Genomic DNA, 15,780 nt, shown 5'->3' on the forward strand with positions numbered 1-15,780 from the left:
CGATATGGCCGAGCGGGAGACTCCGAGAACCTTCGAGTCCGGCTTCGTACCCGGGCGCCACATCATCGACACCTATGGGAACGGTGGCTTCCGCTTCGCCGGCATGTCGCATCGCGGCTCGATCCTGCTCCTGCCCTCGGGGGTGCGCGCCTGGGACGTGACGGAGCCGCGGGCGATTGACCGGACGGCTTTGCGCCCGGTTCAGGCGGAGGCGGCGGAGATCGAGCTGCTGCTCGTCGGGACCGGGCTCGATATCGCGGCGATCGATTCGAGCCTGCGGGCCTGGCTCAAGGATTTCGGGGTCGGCCTCGACGTGATGCAGACGGGCGCTGCCGCCCGCACCTACAACATCCTGGTGGCCGAGAACCGCAAGGTCGCGGCCGCGCTGATCGCGGTGGCCTGATGCCGGAGGTTGAGGGGCGGTCGGCGGAGACGGGGCTCGCCTTCGCGCAGTCCCATTGCGAGAGCCTCGTGCGGACCGGTGACCCCGACCGCTACTACGCCACACTGTTCGCGCCGGCCGCCGCCCGCCCGCATCTCTTCGCCCTCTACGGTTTCAGCCTGACCATCGCGCGGGTGCGGGAGGCCGCCTCGAATCCGATGGCCGGCGAGATCCGCCTGCAATGGTGGCGCGACGCCCTCCAGGGCGAGGCACGGGGCGACGTGCGCGCCAATCCGGTGGCGGCCGCCCTGGAGGAGGCGATCCGCGTGAACCGCCTCGGGCGTCAGCCCTTCGTCGACCTGATCGATGCCCGGGTGTTCGACCTCTACGACGACCCGATGCCCCGGGTGAACGACTTGGAGGGCTATTGCGGCGAGACCGCCTCGGCGCTGTTCCGGCTGGCGAGCCTCGTGATCGGCAATGGCACCGAGCCGGGCGGCGCGGGGGCGGCCGGGCATGCCGGGGTGGCCTACGGCATCACCGGCCTGCTGCGCGCCCTGCCCTGGCATGCCCGCTCGGGGCAGGTCTACCTGCCCGCCGATATTCTCGGCCGCTACGGCGTCACCCGCGAGGACATCGTCACGGGTCGCGGCGGTCCTGGCCTGCGCCGGGCCTGCGCCGACCTGCGCGACCTCGCCCGGCAGCATCTCAAGGCCTTCGAGGCGGCGCGTCCGACCATCGCGCCCTCGGCCGGGGCCGCCTTCCTGCCCGTCGCCCTGGTGGAACCCTATCTCGCCGCGATGGAGCGGGCGTCCTACGATCCACTCAACACGCTCGTCGAGCTGCCGCGCTGGCGCCGGCTGTGGCGCCTGTGGCGCGCGGCACGGCGGGTGGGATGACTAGAGAACTCGCGCCTGCCCCGGCGTGAGCGCTGCGAGACGGACCGGCGGCCCCGGTTCCGGCTCGGCCTCGGGCGTAGCCAACAGCGCGATTCGGCAGATCCCGTGGCGGGTGAGCCCCGTCACCAGCCGCCCACCGGGTTCGAGCGCCGAGCGCCAGTGCGCCGGGACCTCCTCCACGCTGCCGTGCACGAGGATCCGGTCGAACCCGCCATCCGGCAGGTCCGGGGCCAGCCCGTCCGCCCGGACTACGTGAACTTCGGCCTGATCGGCGAGGCGCGCGGCCGCGGCCTGCGCGAGCGTCCCGTAGCGTTCCAGGCTCAGCACCGCGCCGGCCCCGAGTCGGGCCAGCAGCGCCGTGACGTAGCCCGAGCCGGTACCGATCTCCAGGACGCGCTGGCCTGATTCGACCCGCAGCAGCGCCAGCATCGCCGCCACGGTCGAAGGCGCCGTCATCGATGCGCCGCACGGCAGCGGCAGGGCGATGTCACGCCTTGCATGCTCCCGGTGCCCGGCCGGCGCGAAGGCGTCCCGCGGCACCTGCTCCATCGCCCGTAGCACCGCGGTGTCCCGCAGGCCCCGACCCCGGAGCGCCATCACGAAGGCCGCGTTGCCGGCAGCCTCCTCTAGGCTGCCCAGGTCGATCACTCGGCGAAGGCCTGTGCGAAGCGCGTCAGGGTCGGCTCGTCCGTGAGGTCGAGGCGCAGCGGCGTCACCGAGATTCGCTTGTCGGCGATGGCCTTGAGATCGGAGCCGTGGCCCGGCTCAAACCGGGCCTTGGCGAAGGCCAGCCAGAAATACGGGTTGCCGCGCCCGTCGACCCGCGCGTCGATCGACAGCAGCGCCTGGTTGCGGAAGCCCTGCGCCGCCACCGCGATGCCCTGCACGGCGTCGGGCTCGCAATCGGGGAAGTTCACGTTGATCAGGATGCCGGGCTCGATCCCGGTTTCCAGAATCTTGCGCACCACCTTCGACCCGTGTGTCCGGGCGCAATCCCATTTGAGATTGCCGCGCCCGCCCACCCCGTAAGCCTGGCTCATCGCGATGGAGCGGATGCCGAGGATCGTCCCCTCCATGGCGGCCGCGATCGTGCCCGAGTAGGTCACGTCCTCGGCGACGTTCTGGCCGCGGTTGACCCCCGACAGGACGAGGTCCGGCCCGTGATCGCCGAGGATGTGGCGCACGCCCAGGATCACGCAGTCCGACGGCGTGCCCTTCACGGCGAAGCGCTGCTCCGAGACCTGCCGCAGCCGCAGCGGGTCGTTGAGCGAGAGCGAGTGCGACACGCCGGACTGGTCGCTCTCCGGCGCCACCACCCAGACGTCGTCCGACAGCTCCCGGGCGATCTCCTCCAGGGTGGCGAGGCCCGGCGCGTGGATGCCGTCGTCGTTGGTGACCAGGATGCGCATCAGCGGGCCCCTTCGATCCGGTTGAGCCCGCCCATGTAGGGGTGGAGCACCGACGGGACCGTGATGCTCCCGTCCGGGTTCTGGTAGTTCTCCATCACGGCGATGAGGGCGCGGCCGACCGCGACGCCCGAGCCGTTGAGGGTGTGGACATAGGCGGGCTTGCCGTCCTTGCCCCGGTAGCGGGCGTTCATCCGCCGGGCCTGGAAGTCGCCGCAGACCGAGCAGGACGAGATTTCCCGATGGGTGCGCTGGCCCGGCACCCAGACCTCGATGTCGTAGGTCTTCTGGCTGGCGAAGCCCATGTCGCCAGTGCAGAGCGTCATCACCCGGTAGGGCAGATCGAGCTTCTTCAGCACCGCCTCGGCGCAGGTGAGCATCCGCTCGTGCTCGTTGGCGGAGTCCTCGGGCGTCGCGATCGAGACCAGCTCGACCTTGTTGAACTGGTGCTGGCGCAGCATGCCGCGCGTGTCGCGGCCCGCCGCCCCGGCCTCGGCCCGGAAGCAGGGCGTCAGCGCGGTGAAGCGCAGGGGCAGCTCCTCCTCGCGGAGGATCGATTCGCGCACGAGGTTCGTCAGCGGCACCTCGGCGGTGGGGACGAGCCAGAAATGCTCGTCGCTGACCGGCGCGGATTCCGCGCCGCCCTGCCCCTGCAGCGACTTGACGTAATCGAGGCCCTTGAAGACCGAGAACTGGTCGTCCTCGAACTTCGGCAGCTGCGCGGTGCCGAACATGGCGGCGTCGCGCACCAGCACCGGCGGCGCCACCTCCAGGTAGCCGTGCTCCTGCGTGTGCAGGTCGAGCATGAACTGGCCGAGCGCCCGCTCGAGCCGCGCGAGCTGACCTTTCAGCACCACGAAGCGCGAGCCGGACAGCTTGGCCGCCGCCTCGAAATCCATCAGGCCCGCGGCCTCGCCGAGCTCGAAATGCTCGCGGCCCTCGGTCAGCCGCTCGCGGGTCGCGGCGTGGCTGCGGTAGAGGACGTTGCCGTGCTCGTCCGCGCCCTCCGGCACGTCGGGCTTCGGCCGGTTCGGGATCGCGGCGAGCCGGGCGGCCAGGGTCTTGTCGGCCGCGTCCTGCGCGGCCTTCAGCTCCGGCTCGGCCCCCTTCAGGGCCGCGACCTCCGCCATCAGGGCGGCGGCGCGGTCCTCGTCCTTCGCCTTCTTGGCGCCGCCGATCTCCTTGGCCAGCGCGTTGCGCCGCTCCTGATTGGCCTGCGCGGCCGAGACGGACGATTTCCGCGCCTCGTCGAGGGCGATCAGCTCGGCCGAGAGCGGCGCGAGGCCCCTGCGGGCGAGGTCGCGGTCGAAGGCGTCCGGGTTCTCCCGGATGGCGCGGATGTCGTGCATCGAGTCGGCTCGGGTCTTCTGCGCGGCGTTCAGCGCGCGGGCCCCGCTTTGCCGCATCGCGTCCGGTGGGACAAGCGCGGGCGAGGGCCCGAACCTGCCGTCAGCTCTTCGGCGGCGCGATCTTGAGCTGATCGATCGCCCAGAGCCACGTCCCGTCCGCCTGCTCGCGGGCGACCTCGACCGACAGCGCGCCGTTGGGCAGCCGCGCGAAGGTCATGGCGAGCGGCCCGTTGCGCAGGGGCGGCAGGGTTTCCGGCATCGGGAAATCGGATTTCCGCGCCAGCAGGTCGGCGTAGAAGGTCCGGATCTCGGCATGGCCGGTGGCCACGACGCGACCGGCCGCCAGCACCGCGTCGGGCTCGTAGAGGGCGACGAGCCCCTCGACGTCGCCGGCATTGGCGCGCCGGTTGAAGAGGTCGGCCAGCGCCTCCGGGGCACGGGCGGGCTCTCGCGTCTCATCCGACATGGCGTCTCCTCGTCCGGCCGTGGCGGCCGCGCTGGTGAAGCGGAAATGCGCCGGGCGGCCGATCTTTCCCCGACCCGCGTCATTTCAGGCGCGTGCCGTCGCGATCCGCCACCGAGACGGAGACCGGGACGCCGGCCTTCACGCTCTCCGAGACGGTGCAGAACCGCTCGAACTGCTCCAGCACCCGGTCGATCCGGGGCATCTCGGCGGCCGTAGCCCCGAGACGGATGCGCACCTCGATCCCGGCGACCCGCAGCCGACCTTCGGCGTTGCGCGCGACCCGGCATTCCGCCTCGGCGGCGACGCCGTTCGCCTCCTGCCGGAACTTTCCCAGGGCGAAAACCAGGCTGGCGCAGAGGCAGTTGGCGACGCCGGAAATCAGCAACTGCTCGGGGAACGGACCGGTCCCGCCGCCGATCGGGGGCGCCTCGTCGGTGCGGAGTGCGGGCAGGGCGCCGCCGAAATCCACCGTGAAGACGTAGTCCGCGACTTGAGTGATCCGGATCGTCGGTCCCGCTTCCATCGATCTCCTCCGCCGGGCGAGCGATCCGGTCCACCCGTGCGGGATATCCAACGCTCGATACGGGTTCGCGTTCGAAAACCCCTGCTGCGCGCCAAGGGCATGCGGAAGCGGATGATTTCCCCGGACGATCCCCGTAGATACGGCCGCCTGACCGACCCGGAAGCGACAATACCGATCCGATGACGAGCCCCACGACCCTCGACACCCTGATGCCGCTTCTGGAGCGCATCGCCGCCGCGCTGGAGCGGGCCGCCCCTCCTGCCCCGCCGGCCTTCGATCCGAACGCCGCCGACGCCTTCCTGTGGGGCCCCGAGCACCGGCTGATTCCGGTGCCGCAGGTGGCGCGGGTGGAGATGGGCCTCCTCACCGGCATCGATCGCGCCCGCGACATCCTGGTGGAGAATACCGAGCGCTTCGCTCGCGGTCTTCCGGCCAACAACGCCCTGCTGTGGGGTGCCCGCGGCATGGGCAAATCCTCGCTGGTCAAGGCGGCCCACGCCGAGATCAACGCTCGCCGGCCCGCAGGCAGCCTGCCGATGAAGCTCGTGGAGATCCACCGCGAGGACATCGAGGCCCTGCCGGACCTGATGGCGCTGCTGCGCCCCGACCCGCACCGCTGGCTCGTTTATTGCGACGACCTCTCCTTCGACGCGGACGACACCTCGTACAAGTCGCTGAAGACCGCGCTCGACGGCGGCATCGAGGGGCGGCCCGCCAACGTGCTGTTCTACGCCACCTCGAACCGGCGCCACCTCCTCGCCCGTGACATGGTGGAGAACGAACGCTCCACCGCGATCAATCCCGGCGAGGCCGTGGAGGAGAAGGTCTCGCTCTCGGACCGGTTCGGCCTCTGGCTCGGCTTCCACAAGTGCAGCCAGGACGAGTATCTCGCGATGATCCGCGCCTATGCCGAGCGCTACGGCCTGTCTGTGCCGCCGGAGCAGCTGCGCGCCGAATCCCTGGAATGGGCCACCACCCGCGGCTCGCGCTCCGGCCGCACCGCCTTCCAGTTCATCCAGGATCTGGCGGGGCGGCTCGGCAAGACGCTGGATTGAGGTGCACCCTAGCGCCCGCTCGACCCGAAGCCGCCCGCGCCCCGCTCCGATCCCGGGCCGGGCGCGCCCTCAAGTACGGTAAGGACGGGCCGCGCGATCCGGGTGAAGACGAGCTGGGCGATCCGATCGCCCGGATCGATCCGGACAGCAACCGCTTCGTCACGATTCCACGCGGAGACCATGAGGGGCCCCTCGTAGTCGGCGTCGATCACCCCGGTGCCGTTGCCCAGGACCAGCCCTTCCCGGTGGCCGCGCCCCGAGCGGGGGAAGATCAGCCCGCACCATTCCGGATCGCGGATCAGCACGCTGAACCCGGCCGGGATCAGGGCCGGCCTTCCCCGGGGCGGCAGCACCAGCGGCGCGTCGAGGCAGGCATGCAGGTCGAGGCCCGCCGCGGCGGAAGAGCCCCAGCGCGGAAAACCCCAGCCGGGCAGCCGGGGATCGAGCAGCCGCAGGCCGACCTCCGGCAGCGCGCTCACGCGCCGAGCCGCGCGATCGCCTCGGCCAGCGCGAGCGTGCGCCGGGCGGCCTCGACATGGAGACGCTCGACCATCTTCCCGTCCAGGGCGATGACCCCGCGCTCGCGGTTTTCCGGCGCCGCGAAGGCTTCCACCACCCGCCGCGCCTGTGCGATCTCGTCGGCATCCGGCCCGAAGGCGGCGTTGGCCGGTTCGATCTGGCTGGGGTGGATCAGCATCTTGCCGTCGAAGCCGAGATCGCGGCCCTGCACGCATTCCGCCTCGAACCCGGCCGCGTCGCGCAGGTCCCCGAAGACCCCGTCGATCGCCTCGATCTCGTAGGCGCGGGCGGCGGCCAGGACGGTCATCAGCCAGGGCACCAGGGCGGCCCGCCCCGGCGGGCGGATCCGGGCGGCCTTCACGAGGTCGTTCGGGCCGATCACCAGGGCGGCGAGCCGTCCGTCCACGTCCCGCGCGGCCCCGGCGATCTCGGCGGCGTTCACCACGGCGAGCGGCGTCTCAATCATCGCCCAGACCCGGGTGGCGAGCGGGGCCCCGAGGCGGCGCAGGCGGGAGCCGACAGCGATGAGCGTATCCGACGTGCGGACTTTCGGCACCAGGATCGCGTCCGGGGCGGCCGGGGCCAGCGCCACCAGGTCGGCCTCGCCGTCCTCGGTCTCCGGCGGGTTGATCCGCACCACGACCTCGCGCTGCCCGAAGCCACGCCCGGCGACCGCCGCGGCGACCTGCGCACGCGCCGCCGTCTTGACCTCAGGGGCCGTGCCGTCCTCCAAGTCGATCAGGATGACATCGGCGGGCAGTGACCGCGCCTTCTCCAGCGCCCGGGCATTGGAGCCGGGCATCGCCAGGACGCTGCGGCGGGGACGGATCTCGCTCATCACGCTTCTCCCGGGGCGGCAGCGCCCGTCGCGACGCGGATAGCTTTCCGCGGGCGTGCGGGCAAGAACGCGGCGCCGGCCGGGTCAGACGCGGTGAGCGGCAACGGGGGCGGCATGGCGCGCTGGGTCGCGGGACTGGACGGCTGCCGGGGCGCCTGGGCGGGAGCCTTGATCGATCTCGATGATCCTGCCCGGCACCGCTGCGCCCTGTTCCCGGACGTGGCCGCGCTCCTCGACGCTCCGGAGCAGCCATTGGTCGTGGGGATCGACGTGCCCATCGGCCTGCCCGACCGGATCCTCGGCGGTGGCCGGGCCGCCGATCGCGCCGCCCGGGCTCGGCTTGGGCCGGCGCGCGCGTCGGTTTTCCCGATGCCGCCCCGGGCCGCCGTCTACGCGCCCGATTACGAGGCTGCCAAGGCGGCCTCGCGCGCCTTGAGCGATCCGCCCTTCGCGCCCTCGATCCAAGGCTACAATATCTTCCGCTATGTCCGGGCGGTCGACACACTTCTGCGGGAGCGCCCTGAGTTGCGCGGCCGGGTCTACGAGGTCCACCCGGAGGTCGCGTTTCACGCGCTGAACGGCTTCCGGCCACTCGGCCTGCCGAAGAAGGGTGGCCGGGCCCGGGAAGGGCTCGCCCTGCGGCGGGCTCTTCTGGCCGCGGCGGGCCTGCCGCCGACGCTGATCGCCGGCCGCACGAAGGGTGTGCCGGAGGACGACCATCTCGACGCCCTCGCGGCCCTGATCGTCGCCCGCGACATCCTCGCCGGATGCGCCGTGCCGCTGCCGGAGGGCCCGGAGCACGACGCGCACGGGCTTCCGATCGTGATCTGGGCACCGGGCGTGCGCGAGCCGACCGCGACCTCGTAGATCACCGGGCGACCACGGGCATCAGCGGTTCGAGACCATGGCGGGCGGTGGCTTGAAGCTGCCTGTCCAGGCGGTGGTCTGATCCGTCGGCGACGAGAAGGTCGTGGTGAACGACCCGCTGCCCTTCAGGCCGGCGAATGCGCCGGTCGCCTTCGCGACCTTGAACGTGCCGACGGCCGTGACACGGCCCTGCGCGTCGGTGGTCACTTTGCCCGTGTAGGGGCTGCTCGTCATCCCGTTTGGCGTGATGAAGGTGATCGTGCCCTTCACCGGGCCCTGGCCACGGTCGAGCATGACCGTCTCGGTCATCATGACTTGAGCATTGTCGAGGGGCTGACCCGGGCTCCTGTTGATGCCCGAACCGCTCTCCTCGATCCTGAGCCGACCCGCCGCGAACGGTTGCGGGCTTTGCTTGTCGTAGTGCATCGAGAAAGTGCCGTTCATCGGCATGGCAACGGCAGCGGATGTGCCTGCCAGAAGCATGACACCGGCGGTGGATAAGCCAAGCTTGCACAACATCGGACATCCTCCCAGAAGGTTGGTTCCTCGGGTGGTGACGATTGGATTGGCTCGAATACTGAAAATTCGCCAGCATACGCGGCTGTCAATCCGGATGAACTCGATAAATATAGTATTGGTCGAACGTTTGTCCCTATTGTGAGGTGCGCTTCTCCCAACGGCGTCGACGGCGGACGCCCTGGGGCCATGGTCTCCCCGGGTGTCGGCGGATCCGCGGTGTCCACCGTCGGTGAAGGCGCGCAGCCGGATGAACAGCCCGTCAGCAGGGCGCCGCGCCAGCTGGAACGGGTGTCGCTGGGGCACCGGTCGAGCGGGGGTGGCGGATGCTCCTGCGCGGGGCTGGCCGACCGTCACTCCGTCCCGGCCCGAATTTCAGCACTGGAAACCCCTGAATAAAGCTGCCCCCTGGCGCTGGAGGAGTGTCCGTCTCGCGGCCAGCGCTCTAGCTCAGCCGGCATGAGCGCACCGAACCTCCTTCCGATCCGTCACATCGCCCGGGCGATCGTCCTCGACCCGCAGGACCGGATCCTGTTGATCGCCTACGCATCGATCCACACGAAGGGTCCGGATGGCGAGCCGCTGCGGTTCTGGTTCATGCCCGGCGGCGGGCTGGAGCCCGGTGAGGACCATGTCACGGCCTGCCGCCGCGAGCTCGAGGAGGAGATCGGCCGCGCCGACGTGATCATCGGCCCGCAGGTCGCCACTTGCGACGGGCCGTTCCACCTGTTCCGCCAGCCGCGGGACGCCAGGGAGCGCTACTTCCTTGTCAGGCTTCCCGACGACAGGGTCGACACCAGCCGTCTCGCCGAGACGGAGGACAACCCGGTGCTCGGGACCCGCTGGTGGCCGTTGGCCGACCTGCGTGCGAGCGGCGAGCGGGTCGAGCCGGCCGGTCTGGCCGAACTCGCATCCGATTTGTCGCGCGGGACTATACCTGCGCAACCACGCGTTCTGGCTTGGCAGGATCGCTGAGTTTCGCCTCTCTGAGGCGACATGTCCCAACCGGAGACCACGTCATGTTCCCCATCTACCTGACCGAAGGGTATCGCTCCTTCCTGCAGGATCGCTTCCCGACCGAGCGTCGGCGCTTCGCGCAGCTCGCCTCGTCCCAGAATCCCGAGATCCTGATCATCAGCTGCTGCGACAGCCGGGTGTCGCCCAGCGCGATCTTCAATGCCGGGCCGGGCGAGCTGTTCACGATCCGCAACGTCGCCAACATCGTGCCGACCTATCAGCCCGACGGCCAGTATCACGGCACCTCGGCGGCGCTGGAATTCGCCGTCCAGGCCCTGGAGGTGAAGCACATCGTCGTGCTCGGCCACGCCACCTGCGGCGGCATCAAGGCCTACGCCAACAAGGCCAAGCCCCTCTCACCCGGCGACTTCATCGGCAAGTGGGTCTCGCTCGTGGGCCAGGCGGAGTCGAAGGCCGGCGATCCCGACGCGCCGGACTACCTGACCAAGCTGGAATACGCCGTCGTCAAGCAGAGCATCGAGAACCTTCTGACCTTCCCGTTCGTCAAGGCGCGCGTCGACGACGGTCGGCTCGAACTCCACGGCGCGCATTTCGGCGTGGCCACCGGGTCCCTGCTCGTCTGCGATCCGAAGACCGGCGAGTTCAAGCCGCCGCTCGACACCGCCGGGCTGGCGGTCCGCTCGGTGGCCGCCATCGCGTGCGATTAAGACCAACCGGGCATGAAAAAGGCGGCGGGCCGTCACCCGCCGCCCGTCGGCCCGGGCTTGAGCCGGGCCGCTCTTCGTTCCGACTTACATCGCACCCGGCAGGCGCTCGGCCTGCTGGAAGTGCATCTGCAGGGCCGGCAGGGCCTGCTGCGCGTAGTTGCGCAGCGCAGGGTTCGGCCCGCTCTGGGCGTAGGCCTGGGTCATCGCGATCGACATCTGGTGCGCCTGGATCTGCTGACGCGCGTAGAGGCGGTCGAAGCGCGGGCCGGGAGGAGCCGCCGAAAGTTCGGCCAGCATCGCCTGCTGTTCGGGGCTCGGCGGAACGATGGTCGAAGCGCCCGTCGCCATCACGCCGCCGCGGCCGAGGCGGCCGCCCACCGCGGCGCCGGTCGCCGCGCCGGCACCTGCACCTTCCAGGCCGCCGACCGGGCCGCCCGACAGGGTGCCGCCAACCGCGCCGGTCGCCGCGCCCACGCCCGCGCCCACGGCGCTGCCCGCCACCGCGACCGGCGCGGTGACCAGGCCGCCGAGGCCGGGATCGCCGGCCATGGCGCCGGGCTGGCCGCCGGCCAGGGCCAGGTTGGCGGCGCGGTGGTCGCGGATCACCTCCTGCGCGTAGGACCGGACCCGCGGGTTGCGCGACTTCGACAGAGCGATCTGCGAAGACTGGATCTCGAACGCGTTCGCCTGCATCGACTGCAGGCGGAAGTCGTTGGCGCTCTGCGCGAGAGCAGGGGTCGAGAGCGCCAGCACGAGCGCGGACGCGGCAGCATAGTTCTTGAGCATCATGACCTCTGTTCGAAATGGGCGCGCGAACTGGCTGGGTACGCTGCGCGCAAAAGTCCAGGACCTCGCGCCGGCGCGTTCGCGAATTGGTCCGTCAACGAGGCCATCGGCTTATGGTTCCTGCCGTTTTGGCTTCGGTTACGCCACGTTCCGACCGGTTCGGCGCACGACTCATCCGTCCCGGGCGGCTGCCGGCTCGCGATGGGACGCGGCGGATCGCGGCATTCGGCACGCTCGGACGCCGAAACTCCCGTCGCGGCGGAACGTCCCATGATCCTCGTCGAGGTCCAGATCCTGCGTGCCCTGGCTGCGCTGATGGTGGCGTGGCACCACGCGCGGCACGAGGCGGCGCTGCTGGCCGGCCGCGGCGCCGGACCGGCGCTCGATCCCGGCACGCTTCTGCCGTGGTGGGGTGGGGTCGATCTGTTCTTCGTCATCTCCGGCCTCGTCATCGTCCTCGCGAGCGGCCGCCTGTTCGGACAGCCGGGCGGCCGGGCCCGCTTCCTCGCCCACCGGATCGCCCGGGTCGTGCCGCTCTACTGGCTGGTGAGCCTTCTCTACCTGGCCCTCGCCCTGGTGCGCCCGGACCTGCTTGGGGAAGCCGCGGCCCTGGTCCACGACCCCGGCGCCCTCCTCGCCGGCTTCCTGTTCTGGCCGGCGGCGCGGCCCGACGGGACCATCCAGCCCCTCTACGGCCTCGGCTGGACCCTGAACTACGAGGCGTTCTTCTACGTACTCTTCGCCGTTGGCCTCGGCTTCAGCCGGCGCGGCGCCGTCGTCTGGCTGGTCCTGGTCCTCGGGCTCCTCGTCGCCGCGCGGGCTTTGGTGCCGGGCCTGCCTCTGCCGTTGCGCTTCTGGGCGGATCCGATCGTCAGCGAATTCGCCGCCGGCGCCGCCCTCGCCCTCGCCTACCGCCGAGGCTTCATGCCGGCGCCCGCGATGCGGGCCGCCCTCGCGGCGATGGGTGTCCTCGGCCTGGCCCTGGCCGCCCGACTGCTCGCCGGGCTGGGCGAGGCCGACGGGTTCCTGCGCCCGCTCCTCGTCGGGATCCCGGCGGTCGCCCTCGCGGCCGCTTCCCTCGGGCCGGGGCGCGGCGCGACCGAGGTGGCGCGGTTGCCCGCGCCGGTGCGCGGGCTCGTGGCCCTCGGGGACGCCTCCTATGCGCTCTACCTTGTGCATCCGTTCGCGCTGCGCCTCGTGCGCGAGGGGGTGCTGCGGCTCGGCCTCGCACCAGCCCTTCACCCCTGGGGCGGCATGGCCCTGATGATCCTGGCGAGTGTCGCCGCCTCCGTCCTGGTCCACCGCTTCGTGGAGCGGCCGCTGACCAGGGCGGTTCGGGCTGTCCTCGATCCGGGAGGCGCCGAAAACCGTGTGCGCGCCGCTTCAATCCCGGTTCCACACGGACGCCGCCCGGATTAGCTTCGCGGGCCCGGGGAGGATGCCGCCATGAAGACCCTGCTCGTACCCGTCGCGATGCACGACGCCCTGCCCTCCGTCTTCGAGATGACGCGGCTGGCGGCGACTCGCTTCGGCAGCCTGATCGAGGGCGTTTCTCTGCGCCCGGCGCTGGCCGAATACGTCCCCGTCGATATGGTCGGCGGCATGACCTGGCTGCGGGACGAGGAGGCCGACCGGGCGGAGGCCGAGGAGGCGGGCAGCCGCTTCGTCGCCTTCATGGATTCGGCCGGAATCCCGCGCCACGCCCGCGACGGCCTGTGCGTCCCGGAGCGGGTTGCCGATGCCGGTCCGCGCTATCGCTGGCGACAGGACGTGCCCACCGGCGACGCGTTCCTCGGCCAGTATGCGCGGCTGTTCTCGGCCACCGTGGTCGGGCGCCCCGGCAACACCGACAATGCGCCGCGCATGACCACCTTCGAGACCGCCCTGTTCGAGGGTGGGCGGCCGATCCTGCTCGCGCCGCCCATCCCGCCGACGAGCCTCGGCGAGGCGGTGGTGATCGCCTGGAACGGCTCCACGGAGACCGCCCGGGCGATCGCCTTCGCCATGCCGTTCCTGCGCCGGGCTGAGCGGGTGCTGGTGCTCAGCGTCGAGGGCGGCATGGTGCCGGGCCCGTCCGCTCAGGATCTCGCCCAGGCGCTGGCCTGCGAGGGCGTCGCGGCCTCACACCGGGCGCTGCCGGCAGGGCGGCGCGCCCCCGGCGAGACGTTCCTCGCCGAGGCCAAGGCCTATGGCTGCGATCTGCTGATCAAGGGCGCCTACACCCAGAGCCGGCTGCGCCAGATGATCTTTGGCGGTGTCACCAGCCACGTTCTTGCGCATGCCGACATGCCCGTGCTGATGGCGCATTGAGCGGCGCGCCGTCGGCTACGCGCGGGAACCCGGGCTGCCGCGTGACGTTCGGCTCCCGCATCCGGACCAGGACCCGAGCGACGAGGATCCCCGTGACGAGCCCCGTGAAAAGCCTCCTCCTCGCCGCCCTGCTGACGGTCGCCGCCGCGCCCGCCGTCCAGGCGGAGCCGATCCTGGCCCGATTCCGCGGAACGGTGGTTCGGGCTGAATCCGACCGCTTGGAGATCCGACGTTCCAGTGGGAGCACGATCACCGTTCGCATGACCCCGAAGTCCCGGATCTACGCGGTCAACCAAACGTCCCTGCGGGGGATCAAGCCGGAGAGCTACGTCAGCGTGGTCGGCGCGCCGGGCTCCGAGCCGCGGCGGGCCAAGATGGTGACCTTGTACTCTCCGTCCGAGCGCGGATTCGAGGCAGGAACCCAGCCGTGGGATAGCGAGCCCGGCGCGTCCCTGACGGCGGGCTGGGTCGCGGATCTCCGGGGCGATGACCCGCTGCGGCTGACCCTGGCCTATGGCGACGGCCGGTCGTCCTTCGAGATCTCCAACGACACCCCTGTCACTCAGTTCTCACCCGGCGAGAAGGCCCTGCTCGAGCCAGGCGCCGCCGTGACTGTTTTCGCCCGGTCGGCACCGGATGGGGCCCTTGATGCCGGTACGGTCGCGGTGGGCCGTCAGGGGGCCGTCCCGGGCCTCTAAGAGGCCCTCCGGCGGCTCTGCGTCATCGTTCCCGCAACGGGACCGCGCACCGGACGCGAAGCTGCGCTACATCGGTCCGCGATGACCGATTCGGACTTCTCGCTCGACCCGCGCCTTGCCGCCGACACCGTCGAGGTGGGCGATCTCGCCCTCTGCCGCGTCCTCTTGATGGACGATGCCCGGTTTCCGTGGCTGATCCTGGTACCGCGCCGCCCGGCCATCACCGAGATCATCGATCTCAGCGAGGCGGATGCGGCCGCGCTCTGGCAGGAGATCCGCCTCGCCACCGGCGTGATGCAGAGGCTGGCGAAGCCCGACAAGGTGAACGTCGGCGCTCTCGGCAACGTGGTGGCCCAGCTTCATGTCCACGTGGTCGGCCGCTTCCGCTCGGATCCGGCTTGGCCCGGGCCGGTCTGGGGCTTCGAGACCCGCAAGCCCTATCCGCTCCATGCCCGCGCCCAGCTCATCGAGCGCGCCGGCACCCTGTTCTCCGCGGCTTGAACCCTCGCATGACCGATCCCCTCGACAGCCTGGGCTTCGTCCGGAATCGTCTTGACCGGCACTCGGCCGAGCAGCCCGAGGAGGCGGTACCCGCCTTCGATACCCCGGACGTCCGCCTCGTCCTGCTCTGTGGCGACCGGATCGTGCTCCGCGGTCCGACCGCCCTCATCGCGCCGGCCGACGCGGCCGGCCATGCTGACGGCACGCGGATTTTCCTCGGGCACCGGGACGGGCAGCCGGTCTTCGCCGCCTCTGCGCCCGCCGAGGTCGCGGAGCAGTTCGCGGGCGAGGAGATGCGCACCCTCGATCTGCGTTCCATTGCCACTGAGTCCGCCGTGGAGGCCGAGGAACTCGGCCTGCTGGCGGTGGCCAAGTCGATGCTCGACTGGCATGCTCGCCACGGCTTCTGCGCCAATTGCGGGACACCCACTTCGGCGAAGGCCGGCGGCTTCCGCCGCGAATGCCCGAATTGCGCCGCTCACCATTTTCCCCGGGTCGATCCGGTGGTGATCATGCTGGTGCGCCGCGCCGATAGCTGCCTGCTCGGCCGCGGACCGCACTTCCGGCCGCAGATGTATTCCTGCCTCGCAGGCTTCTTGGAGCCCGGCGAGACGATCGAGGATGCGGTCCGCCGGGAGGTGTTCGAGGAGACGCGGATCCGCGTCGGCGCCGTCACCTACCGGACGTCGCAACCTTGGCCGTTCCCGTCGTCGCTGATGCTCGGCTGCGCCGCCGAGGCCCTCGACGAGGCCATCGTGACGGACCCGAGCGAACTCGAGGACGCCCGGTGGTTCGACCGTGCCGCGGTCGCCGCCATGCTGGCGGGCACGCATCCGGAAGGGCTTCAAGCCCCGCCGCCTATGGCCATCGCCAACTACCTGATGCGAGCCTTCGTGGCGGGCGAGACCTGATCCCGGGCGGCCGCGCTAGCCGGGCTTGCCGGCGTTCCGGCTCGGATCATCGTCGGGATTGATGTAGTT

At 71.1% G+C, this 15,780-nt stretch carries 20 protein-coding genes; 11 read left to right on the top strand and 9 right to left on the bottom strand.

Annotation, left to right across the window (positions count from 1 at the left end; all coding sequences use genetic code 11):
* The first annotated feature begins 4 nt into the window (after positions 1-4).
* Both ACYCO6_RS20935 and ACYCO6_RS20940 read left to right on the top strand, forming a co-directional pair.
* Positions 5-403 carry an Mth938-like domain-containing protein gene (locus tag ACYCO6_RS20935; protein ID WP_459762884.1) on the top strand — a complete coding sequence of 133 codons (399 nt, stop codon included), beginning with the start codon at positions 5-7 and terminating at the stop codon, positions 401-403.
* Entirely contained in the window at positions 403-1,281 is an 879-nt protein-coding gene (locus ACYCO6_RS20940; protein WP_459762887.1) for a phytoene/squalene synthase family protein, read from the top strand. Before ACYCO6_RS20935 ends, ACYCO6_RS20940 begins: the two co-directional genes overlap by 1 nt.
* Here ACYCO6_RS20940 and ACYCO6_RS20945 read toward each other — a convergent pair whose 3' ends face one another.
* The 5 genes from ACYCO6_RS20945 to ACYCO6_RS20965 form a co-directional block, all read right to left on the bottom strand.
* The gene (locus ACYCO6_RS20945; protein WP_459762889.1) at positions 1,282-1,929 is read right to left on the bottom strand and encodes a protein-L-isoaspartate O-methyltransferase family protein; all 648 of its coding nucleotides are present in this window, start codon (positions 1,927-1,929) and stop codon (positions 1,282-1,284) included.
* Positions 1,926-2,690, bottom strand: a complete 765-nt coding sequence (gene surE, locus ACYCO6_RS20950; protein ID WP_459762891.1) for a 5'/3'-nucleotidase SurE — start codon at positions 2,688-2,690, stop codon at positions 1,926-1,928. Before surE ends, ACYCO6_RS20945 begins: the two co-directional genes overlap by 4 nt.
* Positions 2,690-4,036, bottom strand: a complete 1,347-nt coding sequence (gene serS, locus ACYCO6_RS20955) for a serine--tRNA ligase (RefSeq protein ID WP_459762893.1) — start codon at positions 4,034-4,036, stop codon at positions 2,690-2,692. The genes surE and serS overlap by 1 nt, the downstream gene beginning before the upstream one ends.
* 100 nt (positions 4,037-4,136) lie before the next feature.
* The gene (locus ACYCO6_RS20960) at positions 4,137-4,502 is read right to left on the bottom strand and encodes a YybH family protein (protein WP_459762895.1); all 366 of its coding nucleotides are present in this window, start codon (positions 4,500-4,502) and stop codon (positions 4,137-4,139) included.
* 79 nt (positions 4,503-4,581) lie between these two features.
* The gene (locus tag ACYCO6_RS20965; RefSeq protein ID WP_459762897.1) at positions 4,582-5,025 is read right to left on the bottom strand and encodes an OsmC family protein; all 444 of its coding nucleotides are present in this window, start codon (positions 5,023-5,025) and stop codon (positions 4,582-4,584) included.
* A gap of 179 nt (positions 5,026-5,204) precedes the next feature.
* Between ACYCO6_RS20965 and ACYCO6_RS20970 the strand changes: the two genes are divergently transcribed.
* Positions 5,205-6,080, top strand: coding sequence for an ATP-binding protein (locus ACYCO6_RS20970; protein WP_459762899.1), 876 nt, complete (start codon positions 5,205-5,207; stop codon positions 6,078-6,080).
* 8 nt (positions 6,081-6,088) lie between these two features.
* Here the strand turns inward: ACYCO6_RS20970 and dut are convergent, their stop codons facing one another.
* Together dut and ACYCO6_RS20980 are read right to left on the bottom strand one after the other, a co-directional pair.
* Positions 6,089-6,559: a dUTP diphosphatase gene (gene dut / locus ACYCO6_RS20975; RefSeq protein WP_459762901.1), complete on the bottom strand. Its 471-nt coding sequence runs from the start codon at positions 6,557-6,559 to the stop codon at positions 6,089-6,091.
* Positions 6,556-7,437 carry an HpcH/HpaI aldolase/citrate lyase family protein gene (locus ACYCO6_RS20980; RefSeq protein ID WP_459762903.1) on the bottom strand — a complete coding sequence of 294 codons (882 nt, stop codon included), beginning with the start codon at positions 7,435-7,437 and terminating at the stop codon, positions 6,556-6,558. The genes dut and ACYCO6_RS20980 overlap by 4 nt, the downstream gene beginning before the upstream one ends.
* A gap of 114 nt (positions 7,438-7,551) precedes the next feature.
* On the opposite strand from ACYCO6_RS20980, the gene ACYCO6_RS20985 reads away from it, so the two are divergent.
* Positions 7,552-8,304, top strand: a complete 753-nt coding sequence (locus ACYCO6_RS20985) for a DUF429 domain-containing protein (RefSeq protein ID WP_459773641.1) — start codon at positions 7,552-7,554, stop codon at positions 8,302-8,304.
* Positions 8,305-8,325: 21 nt separating this feature from the next.
* Here ACYCO6_RS20985 and ACYCO6_RS20990 read toward each other — a convergent pair whose 3' ends face one another.
* Entirely contained in the window at positions 8,326-9,126 is an 801-nt protein-coding gene (locus ACYCO6_RS20990; RefSeq protein ID WP_459762905.1) for an Ig-like domain-containing protein, read from the bottom strand.
* Between the two features lie 153 nt (positions 9,127-9,279).
* Here ACYCO6_RS20990 and ACYCO6_RS20995 point away from each other — a divergent pair, with 153 nt between their 5' ends.
* Both ACYCO6_RS20995 and ACYCO6_RS21000 read left to right on the top strand, forming a co-directional pair.
* Positions 9,280-9,795, top strand: a complete 516-nt coding sequence (locus ACYCO6_RS20995; protein WP_459762907.1) for an NUDIX hydrolase — start codon at positions 9,280-9,282, stop codon at positions 9,793-9,795.
* Between the two features lie 44 nt (positions 9,796-9,839).
* Positions 9,840-10,505 (top strand): carbonic anhydrase, encoded by a 666-nt coding sequence (locus ACYCO6_RS21000; RefSeq protein ID WP_459762909.1) that lies wholly within the window; start codon positions 9,840-9,842, stop codon positions 10,503-10,505.
* Between the two features lie 84 nt (positions 10,506-10,589).
* Here the strand turns inward: ACYCO6_RS21000 and ACYCO6_RS21005 are convergent, their stop codons facing one another.
* Positions 10,590-11,291, bottom strand: a complete 702-nt coding sequence (locus ACYCO6_RS21005; protein ID WP_459773642.1) for a DUF4142 domain-containing protein — start codon at positions 11,289-11,291, stop codon at positions 10,590-10,592.
* A gap of 270 nt (positions 11,292-11,561) precedes the next feature.
* Between ACYCO6_RS21005 and ACYCO6_RS21010 the strand changes: the two genes are divergently transcribed.
* The 5 genes from ACYCO6_RS21010 to nudC all read left to right on the top strand — a co-directional run bounded on the left by ACYCO6_RS21010 (position 11,562) and on the right by nudC (position 15,711).
* A complete protein-coding gene (locus ACYCO6_RS21010; RefSeq protein ID WP_459762911.1) occupies positions 11,562-12,710 on the top strand; it encodes an acyltransferase family protein in 1,149 nt (382 codons plus the stop codon).
* A gap of 27 nt (positions 12,711-12,737) precedes the next feature.
* A complete protein-coding gene (locus ACYCO6_RS21015) occupies positions 12,738-13,601 on the top strand; it encodes a universal stress protein (RefSeq protein WP_459762913.1) in 864 nt (287 codons plus the stop codon).
* A gap of 92 nt (positions 13,602-13,693) precedes the next feature.
* Positions 13,694-14,299 (top strand): hypothetical protein, encoded by a 606-nt coding sequence (locus ACYCO6_RS21020; RefSeq protein ID WP_459762915.1) that lies wholly within the window; start codon positions 13,694-13,696, stop codon positions 14,297-14,299.
* Positions 14,300-14,380: 81 nt separating this feature from the next.
* Positions 14,381-14,800: an HIT domain-containing protein gene (locus tag ACYCO6_RS21025; RefSeq protein WP_459762917.1), complete on the top strand. Its 420-nt coding sequence runs from the start codon at positions 14,381-14,383 to the stop codon at positions 14,798-14,800.
* Positions 14,801-14,808: 8 nt separating this feature from the next.
* Positions 14,809-15,711, top strand: a complete 903-nt coding sequence (nudC, locus tag ACYCO6_RS21030) for an NAD(+) diphosphatase (RefSeq protein ID WP_459762919.1) — start codon at positions 14,809-14,811, stop codon at positions 15,709-15,711.
* Positions 15,712-15,780 lie beyond the last annotated feature (69 nt).

This window comes from Methylobacterium sp. CM6257 (assembly GCF_054611515.1).